The organism is Escherichia sp. HH41S (assembly GCF_009820115.1).
Taxonomy (GTDB): Bacteria; Pseudomonadota; Gammaproteobacteria; order Enterobacterales; family Enterobacteriaceae; genus Escherichia; species Escherichia coli_F.
In genome coordinates this window covers 163190-181251 of the sequence record NZ_VNXE01000123.1, presented here as the reverse complement: position 1 = coordinate 181251, position 18062 = coordinate 163190, and the positions used below count along the sequence as shown (strand labels likewise).

The following is an 18062-nucleotide window of genomic DNA, read 5'->3' as shown; positions in this document are numbered from 1 at the left end:
AAATTGAGGAAAATCGTAACGGTACGACACTCCTCCCAAAATTGGCTGGAGTGTCGTGAAGTGAAATTAGCGCATTTCAGCGCGAACGCGCTCGAGATCTTCAGGGGTATCCACTCCTGTACCAGGAACTTCCTGAGCAACAGCAACGTGGATTTTTTCGCCGTACCACAGAACACGAAGCTGCTCTAACATTTCGATATGTTCTAACGGACTTGGCTGCCAGGTAACATAACGACGGATAAAGCCTGCTCGGTAGCCATAAATACCAAGATGACGCAGGAAGTTATCGCCTACGGTTTCAAGGTCTTTTGCAAAACGATCACGATCCCACGGAATGGTGGCGCGAGAGAAGTACAGTGCGTACCCTTCGGCGTCGAGAACCACTTTCACCGCATTCGGGTTAAACGCTTCTTCCGCATTGTGGATTGGCACCGCCAGAGTCGCCATACCCACCTGACGCTGAGCGAGGTTATCAGCAACCTGACGAATGATTGTCGCAGGGATCATCGGTTCATCACCCTGCACATTAACGATCACCGTGTCGTCGCTGAATGCGCATTTTTCGACAACTTCCGCCAAACGTTCTGTACCTGACTGATGATCGGCGCGCGTCATACATACTTCGCCGCCAGCGGCTTCAACAGCGCGGGCAACATCCTCATGATCGGTTGCCACGATGATGCGCTCGGCACCTGATTCGCGCGCGCGTTCAAGAACATGAACAATCATGGGTTTGCCGTTAATATCAACCAATGGTTTACCGGGCAGACGCGTGGACGCGTAGCGCGCGGGAATAATGACCACAAAACTCATGATTTACTCTCATCAGCAGTCAGCACGCGGGCTTCCGTTTCCAGCAACACTGGAATGCCATCGCGCAGCGGGAAAGCCAGGTTATCCAGTTTGCAAATAAGCTCTTGTTTTTCCTGGTTATACCAAAGTTTTCCGTTGCAAACCGGGCAGGCAATGATTTCAAGCAGACGATGATCCATAGTTCCTCCAGATGGATCGGGTTATGAATGCATAAATCTTATCATAATCATTTATGCGACGGGGTCTATTTCCCAGCCGGCGCGGCAATCAGTAAAGAGGCCTTGCGGGCAGCGTCCTAATGTCACCTGCGTTGCCTGCTGCCAGTTAGCGAAATCAGTAATCGCCTGACGTAACCCTTTTTGCAGCGTTGTCGTTGGTTTAATGCCTTCCTGTAACCACAGAGAGATAACTTCAAGGATGCCTGTCTGGCGATGCATTTTGGCATCCATTCGCCCAACTAATTGCCCACGATGTAATAATGGCAGAACAAAATAGCCATACTGGCGTTTCGGCGCTGGGGTATAGCACTCCAGCCGGTAGCTAAAATCAAAAAGCTGCTCCGCGCGTTTGCGATCCCAGACAACAGGATCAAAAGGCGAAAGTACCGCGCTGTGCGTTGCAGTGAGCTTTCCGGCGAGCGCGCGTTCGAGTAGCGGCAGCAAATCAGCATGCAGCCAAAGATTGCCCAATTTTTCAACATGCACAGCAATGATTTGCTGCTGTTCAGCCCTCGCTTCGCGCCAAGCCGCCAGTGCCGGACGTTTCAGCCGATAGTAATCTGCCAGCCACTGTTCGCGGAATATGCCCAGGCTACGCGCACTGTTATCCAGCATGATGATTTCTGCTTCTGTTTGCGAAACGAGATCGCGCTCATCATCCCAGTCAGGCATGACACGGTGGGTTAAATCATAAACGCGCTGGAAGTTGCGCCGTTCAATCACCATCACCTTTCCGGCAGTAAATAAACCTTCCAGATGCCGTTTATGCGGCTTCCATTCCCACCAGCCGCTTGCACCTTTACGAGAATGCTCGAAATCGGCTGAACGTACCGGCCCCTTATCATGAATATGTTGAATTAACTGTGCAATTTCTGCCGCATGTTCCTGCATCCAGGCGTCTTTGTATTTCCAGCCCATTTTTTCAGGTGCCAGCATGCGGTGGCGAATAAGACGAAAATCGCTACGTGGCATAAAGCAGGCTTCATGCGCCCAGTATTCCATTAATTCGCCACGCGCCAGAGACTCATCCAACCACTGCGCAGGATAATTTCCCAGACGACTGAAAAGCACTAGATATGGGCTACGGGCAACAATATTGATGGTATCAATTTGCAGCAAGGACATGCGGGAAATCGTTGCCAGAATATCTTCCAACGACGCTCGACGGCGGGGTTTGTTTAACAGGCCTTGCGCAGCAAGGTGAAGATTACGCGCATCAGCAAGGGAGAGGTGCGGCAGCGACATTCATGACTCCATCAATCGAACGCTGCCGCGGCGTAACTAGTTGCCAGAAGCCAGCGAGGTTAGTTGCGCAAGCAGTTTCGCTGGTTCATCGCCTGAAAGCTGTGCGTCAACAGGCAAATACCACCAATTTTCATCTGCAAAGGCCCGGCATTTCACCGCATCTTTTTCAGTCATTACTAGCGTTTGCCCGTCGCTTACCAACGCGCTGACATCCGTATAATTCAAAGACTGATGATCGGCCAGTGGTACACATTTTTCCGGTTGTACGCCGCACATCTTCAGCGTGGCAAAAAAGCGCGGCGGATGCCCAATCCCCGCCATCGCCACCACATGTTCAAGTTGAGCAACGTCACAACGCGTACCGGTACGTAAATTCACCGCCTGCCCCGGCAGCAGATGCATGGGGATTTCACCGCTGCGGGGGACACCGCCGTTGACGATTACCGCATCAACCGACTTTAAGCGCCCCGCTCGCTCACGCATTGGCCCCGCCGGCAACCACCAGCCATTGCCAAAGCGACGCACGCCATCAATAACGACGATTTCCACATCACGCGCCAGACGATAATGCTGTAAACCGTCGTCGGTTACGATGATCTGCACATCAGGGTGTTGCGCCAGAATGGCTTTTACCGCATCAGAACGCACGGGAGAAACCGCAACAGGCGCGCCAGTGCGTTGATAAATCAACACAGGTTCATCACCCGCCTGTGCTGTGGTGGTATCTGCCGACAATAACAGCGGATAAGATTCAGCCTTACCACCATATCCCCGCGATACGACCCCCACGTGAATACCGCGCTGTTGCAGCTGTTCCACCAGCCAGACAACGACCGGGGTTTTTCCGTTGCCGCCTGCGGTGAGATTACCAACCACGACAACCGGTACGGGGGCACGCCAGGTGCGCTTCAGTTTTAGTTTATAGCAAAGACGGATCGCGCCACTCACCAGACCATACAACCAGGAGAGTGGCAGCAATAGCCGCCACAAAGGGGATTCACCAGACCAGATTTTTTCGATCATTGGCCAAACTGCATTTTGTGAAGTTGCGCGTAAACGCCACGGTGCTCAAGCAAATCGTTATGCGTACCGCGTTCCACAATGACACCATCCTCGACGACCACGATTTCGTCTGCTTTTTCAATAGTAGACAAACGGTGGGCAATCACCAGAGAGGTACGGTTTTTCTGCAACTCATCCAGTGCCGCCTGAATCGCACGTTCAGATTCGGTATCCAGCGCCGAGGTAGCTTCGTCCAGAATCAGAATCGGGCTATCACGCAACAAGGCTCGAGCGATGGCAATACGCTGACGCTGACCGCCAGAGAGCAGCACGCCGTTTTCACCAATCACTGTATCGAGACCGTTATCCATCTTATTGATGAAGTCCATGGCGTAGGCCATACGCGCCGCTTCTTCAATTTGCTCACGGCTGTACTGTTCTGTCCGTGCGTAAGCAATGTTGTTGGCAACCGTATCGTTAAACAGATGGACATTCTGCGACACCAGAGCAACCTGGTTACGTAAAGACGCCAGGGTATACTCGCGCAGATCGTGACCATCCATCAGGATTTCGCCTTCATCAATATCGTAAAAACGTGTGATTAGGCTGGCGATGGTTGATTTACCTGAACCAGAGCGTCCAACCAGAGCAACCGTCTTCCCTGCCGGAATTTTCAGGTTGATGTTACGCAATGCGGGCACGTCACGTCCTGGATAAGTAAAGGTGACATTGCGGAATTCCACGTCGCCAGTCGCACGCTCGATCACGCGCTTACCTTCGTCTTTCTCCTGCTCACTGTCCAGAATGGTAAACAGCGTCTGACAAGCCGCCATACCGCGCTGGAACTGGGCGTTAACGTTGGTCAGCGATTTCAGCGGACGCATCAGTGCAATCATTGAAGAGAAAACAACGGTAATCGTACCGGCAGTCAGGTTATCCATAACACTTGGGAAGCTCGCCGCATACAGAACAAACGCCAGCGCCAAAGAGGCGATCAGCTGAATGATCGGATCAGAGATGGAAGAGGCTGAAACCATTTTCATCCCCTGAAGACGCATTCGGTTACTGACTTTATCGAAGCGTTTCGTTTCCACTTCCTGACCACCGAAAATCAATACTTCTTTGTGGCCCTTCAGCATTTGTTCTGCGCTGGTGGTCACCTGCCCCATGGTGTTCTGCATGTTTTTACTGATGTTGCGAAAACGCTTCGATACAACGCGAATCGCAATCGAAACAATCGGTGCCAGCACAATCAAAATGATCGACAGTTGCCAACTGTAATAGAACATCATGATGAACAGGCCGATGATCGACGCACCTTCACGCACAACAGTAATCAGTGCGCCGGAAGAAGAAGAAGCAACCTGTTCGGAATCGTAGGTGATACGTGACAACAGCGTACCCGTTGACTGTTTGTCAAAGAATGAAACTGGCATTCCCATCATGTGACCAAACAGGCGGCGACGCATGGTCATTACCACCTTTCCTGATACCCAGGAGATACAGTAGCTGGAGACATAGCTGGTGATACCACGTAAAATCATTAGCCCGATCACCACCAGCGGCATCCACACCAGCACGGAGCGATCTGTTTTACCAAAGCCATCATCAAGAAGTGGCTTAAGGAGCGATAACATGAAGGTATCGCTGGCTGCGTTGAGGATTAACGCTACGCCCGCCACGATCAGACCCGCTTTAAAAGGCGCAATGGTTGGCCACAGTCGGCGGAACGTCTGCCACGTAGAGAGATCTTTGTCGTTATGCATTCAAAAAACCAGCATTTGTTGAAATAGCCGCATATTCTACCCGTTATCCACTGGCACGCCAAACCACTGATGATACCAACGAGGTAAAATTTGCTCTCTGAGGCTGCTAATCCGCCAGCCTTGCGCTGAAAAATTGACCGTTATTTGACCCAGATGTGGAGTATCAAGCCACTTATAACCCTGTTGTTGATAGCGATGTTTAACTTTGCTTGAGGGCAGTCGCCATGCGTTATAGCGCGATGCCGATGCGAGTGCCACTTTTCCATTCACTCGCTGAATTAATGGCAACGATGATGAGGTATTACTGCCATGGTGAGGTACCTGAAGTAATGTTGCTTGTACTTGCTGCCAGTAACGGCTTAGCATCTTTTGTTCAGCGGGGGCTTCAATATCACCGGTTAGGAGAATGCTATTCGTCCCGTCATCAACCTTAACCACACAGGAATGGTTATTTCCTTTATCGTTGCTACCTTGTAAAGGCCAGTGCACGCTGAAACGCAATCCTTGCCATTGCCACGCTTCGCCACGCACACAGGGCTGATGATGTTCCCAGCTTAAAGGGCTTCTGACCCATAACGTCGGCCAGGCTCGTAATATCGAGTCCAGCCCTCCCCGATGATCCAGATGTTCATGACTCAAAATGACGCCTTCTGGTTCAAGATTATGCCAGCGTAGCCAGGGGATAATCAGTTGTTGCCCACTATCCCCCTCCGGCCAGGCCCGTCCGGTGTCATAGAGAATCGCTTTACCGTTTCTGGCTATCACCATTGCCAGCCCTTGCCCGACATCAAGCATGTACACCTGCCACGCGTCAGGTCGAGTTTTTTGCCACAGCGGCCAGCACATCAACAAGCCTCCAGCCACACACATTGCCGGCAACGCTCGCCAAGCGTTTAATCGCCATACCACCAGTAAGAACCATGGGGAAAATGATAGCCATTGCCAACGTTCAGCAATGTTGATCCACCCTTCCGGCAAACTCTTTAACCCCCAGAAAAGTAAAGCCAAAGACCGGTCGGCAAGAAACCATAACCCTTGTTCCAGAATAAACGGCCCGCTTAAATGCACAACCATCGCGGCGAGAATCAACGGAACCGTGATAAATGTCACCAGGGGAATTGCAAAAAGATTTGCAATAAACGAGGTTAGACTAATGCCATGAAATATGACAATTTGCACGGGCATAAGCAGGAGGGTGATTCCCAGTTGCAGATGGATGAGGGAAACAACCGCGCGCAATACCGGCGGCAGCTGCCACTCCGGACAGGGAAACCACTGATACCAAAAAATCAGTGCCGCGACCGCAGCGGCAGAGAGCCATAAACTTTGCGAGAGAATGGCAACAGGATCCATCAGCAAAATTGCCGCCAGACAACATATCCATACATCCCAGCCACTCCATTGTCGTCCACTTAACTTAAGCATTCCCCAAATGGCAAGCGCCACCACGGTACGCAATGCAGGAGGCTGCATTCCCGTTAGCCAGGCGTAAAAAGCAGCACAGCAGATTCCACCAATTAATGGCATTTGCCAGTGGATCCAGCACCCAGGCAGAAAAACTTGCCCACCGCGAATGAGTCCTGCAGCCAGCAACGCCGCAAAAGCGATGTGCAATCCTGATATCGCCATTAAATGCGCCGTTCCAGTATCACGCATGATATTTTTGATTTCTTTGGGGACGGATAACCGTTCCCCCATACCTAATCCAAGAATAACCGCGTTCCACATATAGGGTTGCAGCGTTGTTTGTAGTGACGCCAGATACTGTGCACGCAGGCTACAATTCGGTTCAATGACACTTGCCTGCAGAAAACGGCCGGTGAGCGGTTGATGCTGGGCAATGGCATAACGCTGGCTATCAAAGCCGCCATCATTAAGTTGGCCATGAACTGCACGAACTTTGAGTTTCATTGACCATACTTGTCCGGCACAAACCGCTTGCGGAAGATATTCGCCATACAGTACGAGGCCTGGCGCAGGGAATATACGTCGACCTTGTAGATGAGTAATTTGACCGTAATGAGTGGTCATGCCGTCAGTAGCAGTGATCTCAACTATTGCATCCTGCGTCGCGCCAGTTAAGGTTTCTCCTGCCCACAAAATTTGCTTTGCCGCTAATATGCCCCAAAGAAAAAACAGCAGCGTCAGCGCGATATAACGGACGGCTTTAACAGGAATAAATGCCAGTACGCAGGCGAAGACTGTCAGAAACGCAAGGGTTAATGTCCCAGGCAATTGGGGCAAAATCAACAACGGAAAAATTCCGCAAATTATGCTTACGCCGACTGTCGTTATTTTCATGCACCTCTCCCTGTTTATGGAAAGTGTGCAACTTATTTGAACGGCTGTCTGGTGGTAGTTTTATGTTCCCCGAGGTGCGTTCAGAAGAATTTAACGAGAAAGTGAAAACTGCTCAAAACTCTGCGAGGCAGCTTCCAGTTTCAGATTAGAGAAATGAAAAAAGCACCCGACAGGTGCTTTTCTCGCGTTCAAGTTTGGGTAAAAACTTAACCGTAAATATTGGCGCGATCGCGCAGTTCTTTACCTGGTTTAAAGTGAGGAACGTATTTTCCTTCCAGTTCTACTTTATCGCCAGTCTTCGGATTACGTCCGGTACGTGGTGCGCGGTAGTGCAAAGAGAAACTGCCGAAACCGCGGATTTCAATACGCTCGCCCTGCGCAAGAGTCGAGGCCATATGCTCCAGCATCTCTTTTACTGCATCTTCAACCGTCTTGGCGGGAATGTGCGATTGCTGGGTGGCAAGTCTTTCTATCAATTCTGACTTGGTCATGATTCCTCCGGTTCCTTAAAGGCAAATTAAGCGGCTGCTGTTGCTGCATTGATTAAGGGCGGCCGTAGCCGCCCTTAGTGCTTGATTACAGGACGAAACCTGCAATCTGTCAAGTAAACTCAACAAACTTCGGAATAAAAATCCCGAAGAGTCAGAGAATTACTCGCCTTTAGCTGCTTTGAAAGCTTCAGCCATTGCGTTGTTGGAGAAGTTTGCATCTTCCTGTTTGTTAACAGTTGCGATTGCATCTTTCTCATCAGCTTCGTCTTTCGCACGAACAGACAGGCTGATTGCGCGGTTCTTACGATCAACGCCGGTGAATTTAGCTTCAACTTCGTCGCCAACGCTCAGAACCAGGGTAGCGTCTTCAACGCGGTCACGGGATGCTTCAGAAGCACGCAGGTAACCTTCTACGCCGTCAGCCAGTTCTACGGTTGCGCCTTTAGCGTCAACTGCAGTTACTTTACCGGTTACGATAGCGCCTTTCTTGTTCAGAGCAACCCAGTTGTTGAACGGATCTTCTGCGAGCTGTTTAACGCCCAGGGAGATACGTTCACGTTCTGCGTCAACCTGCAGAACAACTGCAGCGATTTCGTCGCCTTTTTTGTATTCACGAACTGCTTCTTCGCCTGCAACGTTCCAGGAGATGTCAGACAGGTGAACCAGGCCGTCGATGCCGCCGTCCAGGCCGATGAAGATACCGAAGTCAGTGATAGACTTGATTTTACCTTCAACACGGTCGCCCTTGTTGTGGGTTTCCGCGAACTGCTGCCACGGATTAGCTTTGCACTGTTTCAGACCCAGGGAGATACGACGACGTTCTTCGTCGATATCCAGAACCATAACTTCCACTACATCGCCAACGTTAACAACTTTGGACGGGTGGATGTTTTTGTTGGTCCAATCCATTTCGGAAACGTGTACCAGGCCTTCAACGCCTTCTTCGATTTCAACGAAGCAGCCGTAGTCGGTCAGGTTGGTCACGCGACCAGTCAGTTTGGTACCTTCCGGATAACGTTTAGCGATAGCTACCCACGGATCTTCGCCCAACTGTTTCAGGCCCAGGGATACACGGGTACGTTCGCGGTCGAACTTCAGCACTTTAACAGTGATTTCGTCGCCCACGTTGACGATTTCGCTCGGATGCTTAACGCGTTTCCAGGCCATATCAGTGATGTGCAGCAGGCCGTCAACGCCGCCCAGATCAACGAATGCACCGTAGTCAGTGAGGTTCTTAACGATACCTTTAACTTCCATGCCTTCCTGCAGGTTTTCCAGCAGCTGATCGCGCTCTGCGCTGTTTTCGGATTCGATAACGGCACGACGAGAAACAACAACGTTGTTGCGCTTCTGATCCAGCTTGATTACTTTGAATTCAAGCTCTTTGCCTTCCAGGTGCAGAGTGTCACGCACCGGACGAACGTCTACCAGAGAACCTGGCAGGAACGCACGAATACCGTTCAGCTCAACAGTGAAGCCGCCCTTAACTTTGCCGTTGATAACACCGGTAACAGTTTCAGCATCTTCGTAAGCTTTTTCCAGCGTGATCCAGGCTTCGTGACGTTTAGCTTTCTCACGGGACAGCAGAGTTTCACCGAAGCCGTCTTCTACTGCGTCCAGAGCAACGTCAACTTCGTCACCTACCTGGATTTCCAGCTCGCCCTGGGCGTTTTTGAACTGCTCAGCCGGGATGGCGGACTCAGATTTCAGACCAGCGTCAACCAGTACTACGTCTTTGTCGATAGCAACAACAACGCCACGAACGATAGAACCCGGGCGGGTTTCGATTTCTTTTAAGGACTCTTCAAAGAGTTGAGCAAAAGATTCAGTCATGTTTAATCTTCAGGTTTATATTTAACGTCCACCTGGCTCCATGCCGGATGGGGTTGTTTAACATACCCGCTGTCATTCCATTGCAACGGGGGTACTGCAAATTCGGTCGCTTATGCGAGAGCCAATTTCTGGCGCGCGTATTGTAGCGCTTTTTCAATCACTTGCTCAATGCTTAAGGTGGTGGAATCCAACACTAAAGCATCGGCTGCCGGAACCAGTGGCGCTACCGCTCGGTTACGATCGCGGTCGTCGCGTTCTTTGATCTCGGCCAAAAGGCGCTCAAAGTTAACACTAAAGCCCTTCTCCTGCAACTGTAGCATGCGGCGATGCGCACGTTCTTCCGAGGAGGCGTCAAGGAAAATTTTCACTGGCGCATCAGGGAATACCACCGTTCCCATATCGCGGCCATCGGCAATCAAGCCTGGTAATTCGCGAAACGCGCGTTGGCGACGCAATAATGCTTCACGAACGCGTGGGAATGCCGCGACTTGTGAAGCAGCATTCGCCACTTCCTGAGTACGAATTTCGCCGCTGACATCTTCCCCTTCGAGGATCACTTCCAGATTGCCATTGGTCGACACAAAACGTACATCCAGATGGGATGCCAGCGGCACGAGCGCATCTTCCGATGCAACATCAACATGGTGATGTAATGCCGCCAGTGCCAGTACGCGATAAATTGCACCCGAGTCCAGCAGATGCCATTGCAACGCTTCCGCCATAGCCTTACACAAGGTGCCTTTCCCTGCACCGCTTGGGCCATCAATGGTAATAACCGGGGCAATTGCCGTCATCTTTATCTCCTTAAAACAGGCGTACCGTTAACATAACCGCGCGCATTATACGCGCCGACGCCACAAATCGTTAACGTTGTGTGCAAAAACCAGTTTTGTCTGTATTCAGATGGGGATTTATTGCGCAATTATAGCGGGCTGGCAGAAGACCAGCCCGAAAGATGACAATGATTTACTTACCAGAGGCGATACGATCACGGATGTGTTGCGCACGCTCTGTTGATGGTGGGTGAGAGTCAAACATGGACTGGGTCCGGCCGCCATCCAGGCTGGCCAATTTTTCAAAGCTGCCAACCAGCCCCTGGGTGCTGATGCCACGTTTCTTCAACAGATCAAAGGAGAAATCATCTGCTTCGGACTCTTTATCGCGGGAGTATTTAGCATTGATCGCGCCTTCTGCGATATCACCTAATTGTGAGCGAGAAAGCTGGGAAGCCACACCGCTGGTAGCGGAAATCGCATCACGTGCGGCAACGATCGCATAAGAAGCTTTCATTTCAGCCAGCGAGTGACCCAACGCGACGTGGCCCAGTTCATGACCCAGAACGCCTTCAATTTCGTTGTCGTTCATCATGTCCATCAGGCCACTGTAGACACGAACACAGCCGTTCGCCATCGCCCATGCGTTGACGTCGCTGGTCATATAAACCTTATAGTTGACCGGCGTGCCATTAATATTGTTACCCAATGCTTTGGCGATTTTTGCCAGACGTTTACCGTACTTGCTGGATTTACTTGCGACTTGATTGCCGCTGTCCATTTCGGCACAGCCCTGATTGGCAATCGCTTTTGCATCAGCATCGCTTAACGTTGCTGCTTTATAGGCATTTAAACCTGAGCTGATAGCCATATTGGTATCAATACCGTGGGTATTCTGACACCCTGTCAGTAAAGCTGCAGAGGCCGCAATCGCCAGCAGTAATTTAGTATTCTTCATGTGAATCATCCGTTGATTAATCATATATAAATATTATGTATCAATAACTTACATCGACAAACGACGCTACCATTAATCAAAATGACTCACAAGGTCCGAAAAAAAACGCCGGCAATGTGCCGACGTTTTGATAAAGAAAGATTTGGCTATTTATTGCACGTTGTTCATTCAGGCTGCCTGGCTAATCCGCGCCAGCTGCTCGAAATAATCCGGAAATGTTTTGGCCGTGCATTTGGGATCAAGAATCGTCACTGGTGTATCTGACAACGCCACCAGCGAGAAACACATCGCCATCCGGTGATCATTGTATGTTGCGATCTCGGCAAAGTTCAGTTTTTCCGGTGGAGTGATACGAATGTAATCGTGCCCCTCTTCTACTTCCGCACCAACTTTACGCAGTTCTGTTGCCATCGCAAACAGGCGATCGGTCTCTTTAACACGCCAGTTATAGATATTGCGCAGCGTGGTGGTGCCTTTTGCAAATAACGCCGACGTGGCAATGGTCATCGCCGCATCAGGAATATGGTTCATATCCATATCAATAGCGTTCAGTTCACCCCGCGTGCAGGAAATATAATCATCGCCCCAGCAAATGGTCGCGCCCATTTTTTCCAGCACATCAGCAAAGCGAATATCACCCTGCATACTGTTGCGTCCAATGCCGGTCACTTTTACAGTGCCGCCTTTGATTGCTGCTGCTGCCAGGAAGTAAGAAGCCGAAGATGCATCGCCTTCGACCAAATAAGTACCCGGAGACTGATAAGACTGCCCGCCTTTTACGACAAATTGTTGATAGTGCTGATTTTCAATTTCAACACCAAACGTCTTCATCAGATTGAGTGTGATGTCAATGTAAGGTTTAGAAACCAGATCACCTTTAATACGAATCACCGTATCTTCCGGCGCAAGAGGCGCAGTCATTAACAGTGCGGTGAGAAACTGACTGGAAACGGAGCCATCAACGTCAACGTTGCCGCCAGTAAAGCCGCCCTGTAAACGCAATGGTGGATAATTTTCTTGTTCCAGGTAAGTGATCTTCGCCCCGCCCAGGCGCAGCGCATCCACCAGATGACCAATGGGGCGTTCTTTCATACGCGGTTCACCGGTCAGCACAATATCATTGCTACCCAGACAAAGAGCTGCCGCCAGCGGACGCATTGCCGTTCCGGCGTTACCGAGGAACAACTCCAGGGCACTTTTTGCGTGTAATGGACCGCCGTTACCGATGATTTCGCAACGCGTACGATCGGCTGAAAGCGTATAGCTTACCCCTAACGCTGTTAATGCTTTCAGCATATGGCGCACGTCATCGCTATCCAGCAGATTGGTTAATACTGTTTTGCCGTGTGCTAATGCCGCCAGCAATAAAGCGCGGTTAGAAACGCTCTTGGAACCGGGCAGATTAATGGTGCCATCGACACGAGCGATGGGTTGTAACGTCAGGGATTCCATGAACTCAACTCTCTACAACAGAAATAAAAACCCCACAGGCTGGCTGTGGGGATTAAGCAAAATTTCGGCATTAGCCGTGACGGCGTTCGAACTCAATCATGAAGTCTGTCAGCGCTTTAACGCCTTCCAGAGGCATTGCGTTATAAATTGACGCACGCATACCGCCGACCACACGATGCCCTTTCAGGGCATGCAGCCCCGCAGCAAAAGACTCTTCAAGGAACAATTTGTCAAGCGCACTGTCCGCCAACTGGAACGGCACGTTCATCCGCGAACGGTTAGCTTTCGCCACGTCATTGCGGTAGAAATCGCTGTTATCAATCACCCCATACAGCAGTTCTGCTTTTTGCTGATTGATTTTATCCATTGCAGCTACACCGCCGTTCGCTTTCAGCCATTTAAAGACCAGACCAGACAGATACCAGGCAAATGTCGGCGGCGTGTTAAACATTGAGTCGTTATCGTTAAGGATGGAATAATCCAGAATCGACGGACAAGCGATATTCGCTTTACCCAGTAAGTCTTCACGAACGATGACGATTGTCAGGCCCGCCGGGCCGATATTTTTCTGTGCGCCAGCATAAATCACACCGTAACGACTGACGTCAATTGGACGGGAAAGAATCGTTGAAGAGAAGTCGGCTGCAACCACCACTTCTTTACCAAAGTCTGGCGTTTCGTCGATGGCGATACCATCGATGGTCTCATTTGGGCAGTAATGCATATAAGCGGCATTATCAGAGAGCTGCCATTCACGCATTGGCTTAACCGCACGAAGACCATCAACAGTCACTTTGGCGTCAAAGACATTTGGCTTGCAGTATTTTTTCGCTTCTTTAATGGCACTTGCCGCCCAGTAACCGGCATCAACATAATCTGCAGTGGTTTTATCACCAAGAATATTCAGCGGAACAGCAGCAAACTGACCGCGACCACCGCCGTGGCAGAACAATACTTTATAGTTGGAGGGGATATTAAGAAGATCGCGAAAATCCTTCTCGGCTTCCTCTGCAACCTGAATGAACTCTTTACCACGGTGGCTCACTTCCATCACCGACGTACCAAGACCGTTCCAGTCGCGCAGTTCCTGTTGAGCCTGTTTAAGCACCTCTGCCGGTAGCATTGCCGGACCAGAACTAAAATTGAAGATTTGAGCCATTTCCCCTCACCACGTTGCGTTGCCATTAACCCACGGACAATCGATTGCGACCGCGGGTAATACATTATTCCTGTGGCTATCGGTTTTATCATTCAGTGGCGCGCATCGCAATGGGTAAAACAGTCGAGGGCAAAAATGCGGCACGCGTCACACAATAGAATCTCTCGGATTATTGTCCAAAAACCGATTTTTTTGCTGTCAGGTCACCCGTTTAGCCCGACTTGCCTTCGTCCATTCTGGATTTGCGCAGCGCGGACATAATTGTTTTTCCCCTGCATTCATATGAATGATCTCACTGCAACGGATGCAAGCATAGTCCGCCGACTCAGGCACCACTTTGTAACGCTGAGTACAGTCACTGGGTAAAATAAGTAATCCCGGTTTGACCTTGTCATCTTCAAAGAAATAGACACTGATTTGCCCGTTGGTTTCGAGAATCGCCAGACGTACCTGCCCCAACTGCTCCACTCCACGCAGTCGCAGCTCCATAAAGAACTCAAATTCCGTCATGTTGGAGTTATTAAGTTTCGACCAGGCCAGCTCACCATCCTCAATAATGACAACCGGCTTGCCTTCCAGAAGATCTTCCAGTTTTTCACTGTGCGCCATCAACCACATTACCAGACGGTATAACAACGCCAGAGTAATAAAGACGATAAGCACCGGAACCATCGGCACATCATCATAAAACGCCACATCCCCCGCCGCTGACCCCAGCGTCAGAATGATTAACACTTCAAACAGCGACATCTGCCGCACACCGCGTCTGCCGGTCATTTTGAGGAATAAAAAGACCAGTACAAAGGTATAAAGACTACGTAGTGCAACTTCGCCAAGGAAATCAAAAGGCACTTTATCAAATGCCATACGGTGGAGATCGAATGCCTTCATTTTTATGCTCTTATCGTGGTTTATCCGCTAAAAGCATAGTCAACAGTTCATCTGCCTGGCGGCGGTGATAGCGCCTTTGAGATAAAACCCGTATTATTGCGCGCTTTCCGTACGACTAAAGTGATTTTCATGACGCAAACATTTATCCCCGGCAAAGATGCCGCCCTGGAAGATTCCATCGCTCGCTTCCAGCAAAAACTTTCAGACCTTGGTTTTCAGATTGAAGAGGCCTCCTGGCTGAATCCCGTGCCTAACGTCTGGTCAGTGCACATTCGCGACAAAGAGTGCGCACTGTGTTTTACCAACGGTAAAGGCGCAACCAAAAAAGCGGCGCTGGCATCTGCCCTCGGTGAATATTTCGAGCGTCTCTCAACCAACTACTTTTTTGCTGATTTCTGGCTGGGCGAAACCATCGCCAACGGTCCATTCGTGCATTATCCCAACGAAAAATGGTTCCCACTGACCGAAAACGACGATGTACCAGAAGGGCTGCTCGATGACCGTCTGCGCGCATTTTACGATCCGGAGAATGAACTGACCGGCAGCATGCTGATTGACCTACAATCTGGTAACGAAGATCGTGGTATTTGTGGTCTGCCGTTTACGCGCCAGTCCGACAATCAGATCGTTTATATTCCGATGAATATCATTGGTAACCTGTACGTTTCTAACGGTATGTCCGCTGGCAATACCCGAAACGAAGCACGCGTTCAGGGGTTGTCCGAAGTTTTCGAACGCTACGTGAAAAACCGCATTATTGCTGAAAGCATCAGTCTTCCAGAGATCCCGGCAGAGGTGCTTGCGCGTTATCCAGCGGTGGTTGAAGCGATCGAAACACTGGAAGCAGAAGGTTTCCCAATCTTTGCTTATGATGGTTCGCTTGGCGGCCAGTATCCGGTGATTTGCGTGGTACTGTTCAATCCTGCTAACGGTACCTGCTTTGCCTCTTTCGGTGCGCATCCCGATTTTGGCGTAGCACTGGAACGTACCGTGACCGAGTTGCTGCAAGGCCGCGGTCTGAAAGATTTGGATGTGTTTACTCCGCCAACCTTCGATGATGAAGAAGTCGCTGAACATACTAACCTCGAAACGCACTTTATCGATTCCAGCGGTTTAATCTCCTGGGACCTGTTCAAGCAGGATGCCGATTATCCGTTTGTGGACTGGAGCTTCTCAGGCACCACGGAAGAAGAGTTTGCTACGCTGATGGCTATCTTCAACAAAGAAGATAAAGAAGTTTATATTGCCGATTACGAGCATCTGGGCGTTTATGCTTGCCGTATTATCGTGCCTGGCATGTCCGATATTTATCCGGCTGAAGATCTGTGGCTGGCGAATAACAGCATGGGCAGCCATTTACGTGAAACGATTCTTTCACTCCCAGGCAGCGAGTGGGAAAAAGAAGATTACCTGAACCTCATCGAGCAACTGGATGAAGAAGGTTTTGATGACTTTACCCGCGTGCGTGAGCTATTGGGTCTGGCAACCGGGCCGGATAACGGCTGGTACACTCTGCGTATCGGTGAATTAAAGGCTATGCTGGCGCTGGCTGGTGGCGATCTGGAACAGGCTCTGGTCTGGACTGAATGGACGATGGAATTTAACTCATCAGTGTTCAGTCCGGAACGCGCCAACTATTATCGCTGTCTGCAAACGTTGTTATTACTGGCACAGGAAGAAGACCGCCAACCACTGCAATATCTGAATGCCTTCGTTCGTATGTATGGCGCAGATGCCGTAGAAGCCGCCAGTGCGGCAATGAGCGGTGAATCGGCGTTTTATGGCTTGCAACCCGTAGATAGCGATCTGCACGCGTTTGCTGCACATCAGTCGTTGTTGAAGGCCTACGAAAAGCTGCAGCGCGCCAAAGCAGCATTCTGGGCAAAATAAAATCAAATAGCCTACGCAATGTAGGCTTAATGATTCGTCTGAGTTATATTACGGGGCGTTTTTTTAATGCCCCGCTTTACATATATTTGCATTAATAAAATAATTGTAATTATAAAGTTAAATATCGGTAATTTGTATTTAATAAATACGATCGATATTGTTACTTTATTCGCCTGGTGCTCCCTTTTAATTAACTGTTTTAGCGGAGGATGCGGAAAAAATTCAACTCATTTGTTAATTTTTAAAATTTATTTTTATTTGGATAATCAAATATTTACTCCGTATTTGCATAAAAACCATGCGAGTTACGGGCCTATAAGCCAGGCGAGATATGATCTATATCAATTTCTCATCTATAATGCTTTGTTAGTATCTCGTCGCCGACTTAATAAAGAGAGAGTTAGTGTGAAAGCTGACAACCCTTTTGATCTTTTACTTCCTGCAGCAATGGCCAAAGTGGCCGAAGAGGCAGGTGTCTATAAAGCAACGAAACATCCGCTTAAGACTTTCTATCTGGCGATTACCGCCGGTGTTTTCATCTCAATCGCATTCGTCTTCTATATCACAGCAACCACTGGCACAGGTACAATGCCCTTCGGCATGGCAAAACTGGTTGGCGGCATTTGCTTCTCTCTGGGGTTGATTCTTTGTGTTGTCTGCGGAGCCGATCTCTTTACTTCCACAGTGTTGATTGTTGTTGCTAAGGCGAGTGGGCGCATCACCTGGGGTCAGTTGGCGAAAAACTGGCTAAATGTCTATTTTGGCAACCTGGTCGGCGCACTGCTGTTTGTACTTTTAATGTGGCTTTCCGGCGAGTATATGACCGCGAATGGTCAATGGGGACTAAACGTCCTACAAACCGCCGACCACAAAGTGCACCATACTTTTATTGAGGCCGTCTGCCTTGGTATCCTGGCAAACCTGATGGTATGTCTGGCAGTATGGATGAGTTATTCTGGCCGCAGCCTGATGGATAAAGCGTTCATTATGGTGCTGCCGGTCGCGATGTTTGTTGCCAGCGGTTTTGAGCACAGTATCGCAAACATGTTTATGATCCCGATGGGTATTGTAATCCGCGACTTCGCATCTCCGGAATTCTGGACCGCTGTCGGTTCTGCACCGGAAAATTTTTCTCACCTGACCGTGATGAACTTCATCACTGATAACCTGATTCCGGTTACGATCGGTAATATTATCGGCGGTGGTTTGTTGGTTGGGTTGACATACTGGGTCATTTACCTGCGTGAAAACGATCACCATTAATGGTTGT

The 18062-nt window shown here is 49.8% G+C and carries 15 protein-coding genes; 2 read left to right on the top strand and 13 right to left on the bottom strand.

The genetic code is table 11. The features are described 5' to 3' along the window. Nucleotides 1-66: 66 nt before the first annotated feature. From kdsB to FQZ95_RS24900, 13 genes are all read right to left on the bottom strand, one after another. Complete coding sequence (kdsB, locus tag FQZ95_RS24960; protein ID WP_000011610.1) at nt 67-813, bottom strand: 3-deoxy-manno-octulosonate cytidylyltransferase; 747 nt, start codon at nt 811-813, stop codon at nt 67-69. Further along, nucleotides 810-992: a protein YcaR gene (ycaR, locus tag FQZ95_RS24955; RefSeq protein WP_000350058.1), complete on the bottom strand. Its 183-nt coding sequence runs from the start codon at nt 990-992 to the stop codon at nt 810-812. Before ycaR ends, kdsB begins: the two co-directional genes overlap by 4 nt. Before the next feature lie 51 nt (nt 993-1043). Beyond that, nucleotides 1044-2276 (bottom strand): crosslink repair DNA glycosylase YcaQ, encoded by a 1233-nt coding sequence (ycaQ, locus tag FQZ95_RS24950; protein ID WP_160530908.1) that lies wholly within the window; start codon nt 2274-2276, stop codon nt 1044-1046. A 36-nt stretch (nt 2277-2312) separates the two neighbouring features. Further along, nucleotides 2313-3299, bottom strand: a complete 987-nt coding sequence (gene lpxK, locus FQZ95_RS24945; RefSeq protein WP_160530906.1) for a tetraacyldisaccharide 4'-kinase — start codon at nt 3297-3299, stop codon at nt 2313-2315. Continuing rightward, complete coding sequence (msbA, locus tag FQZ95_RS24940; RefSeq protein WP_000551266.1) at nt 3296-5044, bottom strand: lipid A ABC transporter ATP-binding protein/permease MsbA; 1749 nt, start codon at nt 5042-5044, stop codon at nt 3296-3298. Before msbA ends, lpxK begins: the two co-directional genes overlap by 4 nt. Nucleotides 5045-5080: 36 nt before the next feature. Further along, nucleotides 5081-7345, bottom strand: coding sequence for a ComEC family protein (locus FQZ95_RS24935; RefSeq protein ID WP_160530904.1), 2265 nt, complete (start codon nt 7343-7345; stop codon nt 5081-5083). 206 nt (nt 7346-7551) lie between these two features. Then, nucleotides 7552-7836: an integration host factor subunit beta gene (ihfB, locus tag FQZ95_RS24930; RefSeq protein WP_000167336.1), complete on the bottom strand. Its 285-nt coding sequence runs from the start codon at nt 7834-7836 to the stop codon at nt 7552-7554. A gap of 159 nt (nt 7837-7995) precedes the next feature. Further along, entirely contained in the window at nt 7996-9669 is a 1674-nt protein-coding gene (rpsA, locus tag FQZ95_RS24925; protein WP_000140327.1) for a 30S ribosomal protein S1, read from the bottom strand. A 110-nt stretch (nt 9670-9779) separates the two neighbouring features. Beyond that, nucleotides 9780-10463, bottom strand: coding sequence for a (d)CMP kinase (gene cmk / locus FQZ95_RS24920; RefSeq protein WP_000125016.1), 684 nt, complete (start codon nt 10461-10463; stop codon nt 9780-9782). A gap of 172 nt (nt 10464-10635) precedes the next feature. Beyond that, nucleotides 10636-11400: a metallopeptidase YcaL gene (gene ycaL / locus FQZ95_RS24915; RefSeq protein WP_001353317.1), complete on the bottom strand. Its 765-nt coding sequence runs from the start codon at nt 11398-11400 to the stop codon at nt 10636-10638. Nucleotides 11401-11568: 168 nt separating this feature from the next. Next, nucleotides 11569-12852: a 3-phosphoshikimate 1-carboxyvinyltransferase gene (gene aroA, locus FQZ95_RS24910; protein ID WP_105287859.1), complete on the bottom strand. Its 1284-nt coding sequence runs from the start codon at nt 12850-12852 to the stop codon at nt 11569-11571. 70 nt (nt 12853-12922) lie between these two features. After that, nucleotides 12923-14011 carry a 3-phosphoserine/phosphohydroxythreonine transaminase gene (gene serC / locus FQZ95_RS24905; RefSeq protein ID WP_000057129.1) on the bottom strand — a complete coding sequence of 363 codons (1089 nt, stop codon included), beginning with the start codon at nt 14009-14011 and terminating at the stop codon, nt 12923-12925. A 198-nt stretch (nt 14012-14209) separates the two neighbouring features. Further along, entirely contained in the window at nt 14210-14902 is a 693-nt protein-coding gene (locus FQZ95_RS24900; protein WP_000642852.1) for a DUF421 domain-containing protein, read from the bottom strand. 129 nt (nt 14903-15031) lie between these two features. Here FQZ95_RS24900 and ycaO point away from each other — a divergent pair, with 129 nt between their 5' ends. Both ycaO and focA read left to right on the top strand, forming a co-directional pair. After that, nucleotides 15032-16792: a 30S ribosomal protein S12 methylthiotransferase accessory factor YcaO gene (gene ycaO / locus FQZ95_RS24895; protein ID WP_088541641.1), complete on the top strand. Its 1761-nt coding sequence runs from the start codon at nt 15032-15034 to the stop codon at nt 16790-16792. A 405-nt stretch (nt 16793-17197) separates the two neighbouring features. Further along, entirely contained in the window at nt 17198-18055 is an 858-nt protein-coding gene (gene focA, locus FQZ95_RS24890) for a formate transporter FocA (protein WP_000642546.1), read from the top strand. Nucleotides 18056-18062: the final 7 nt, after the last annotated feature.

Excerpts from the sequence above, each read along its gene's own strand:
- kdsB (WP_000011610.1), bottom strand. The coding sequence starts at position 813 with ATGAGTTTTGTGGTCATTATTCCCGCGCGCTACGCGTCCACGCGTCTG.
- ycaR (WP_000350058.1), bottom strand. The coding sequence starts at position 992 with ATGGATCATCGTCTGCTTGAAATCATTGCCTGCCCGGTTTGCAACGGA.
- ycaQ (WP_160530908.1), bottom strand. The coding sequence starts at position 2,276 with ATGTCGCTGCCGCACCTCTCCCTTGCTGATGCGCGTAATCTTCACCTT.
- lpxK (WP_160530906.1), bottom strand. The coding sequence starts at position 3,299 with ATGATCGAAAAAATCTGGTCTGGTGAATCCCCTTTGTGGCGGCTATTG.
- msbA (WP_000551266.1), bottom strand. The coding sequence starts at position 5,044 with ATGCATAACGACAAAGATCTCTCTACGTGGCAGACGTTCCGCCGACTG.
- FQZ95_RS24935 (WP_160530904.1), bottom strand. The coding sequence starts at position 7,345 with ATGAAAATAACGACAGTCGGCGTAAGCATAATTTGCGGAATTTTTCCG.
- ihfB (WP_000167336.1), bottom strand. The coding sequence starts at position 7,836 with ATGACCAAGTCAGAATTGATAGAAAGACTTGCCACCCAGCAATCGCAC.
- rpsA (WP_000140327.1), bottom strand. The coding sequence starts at position 9,669 with ATGACTGAATCTTTTGCTCAACTCTTTGAAGAGTCCTTAAAAGAAATC.
- cmk (WP_000125016.1), bottom strand. The coding sequence starts at position 10,463 with ATGACGGCAATTGCCCCGGTTATTACCATTGATGGCCCAAGCGGTGCA.
- ycaL (WP_001353317.1), bottom strand. The coding sequence starts at position 11,400 with ATGAAGAATACTAAATTACTGCTGGCGATTGCGGCCTCTGCAGCTTTA.
- aroA (WP_105287859.1), bottom strand. The coding sequence starts at position 12,852 with ATGGAATCCCTGACGTTACAACCCATCGCTCGTGTCGATGGCACCATT.
- serC (WP_000057129.1), bottom strand. The coding sequence starts at position 14,011 with ATGGCTCAAATCTTCAATTTTAGTTCTGGTCCGGCAATGCTACCGGCA.
- FQZ95_RS24900 (WP_000642852.1), bottom strand. The coding sequence starts at position 14,902 with ATGAAGGCATTCGATCTCCACCGTATGGCATTTGATAAAGTGCCTTTT.
- ycaO (WP_088541641.1), top strand. The coding sequence starts at position 15,032 with ATGACGCAAACATTTATCCCCGGCAAAGATGCCGCCCTGGAAGATTCC.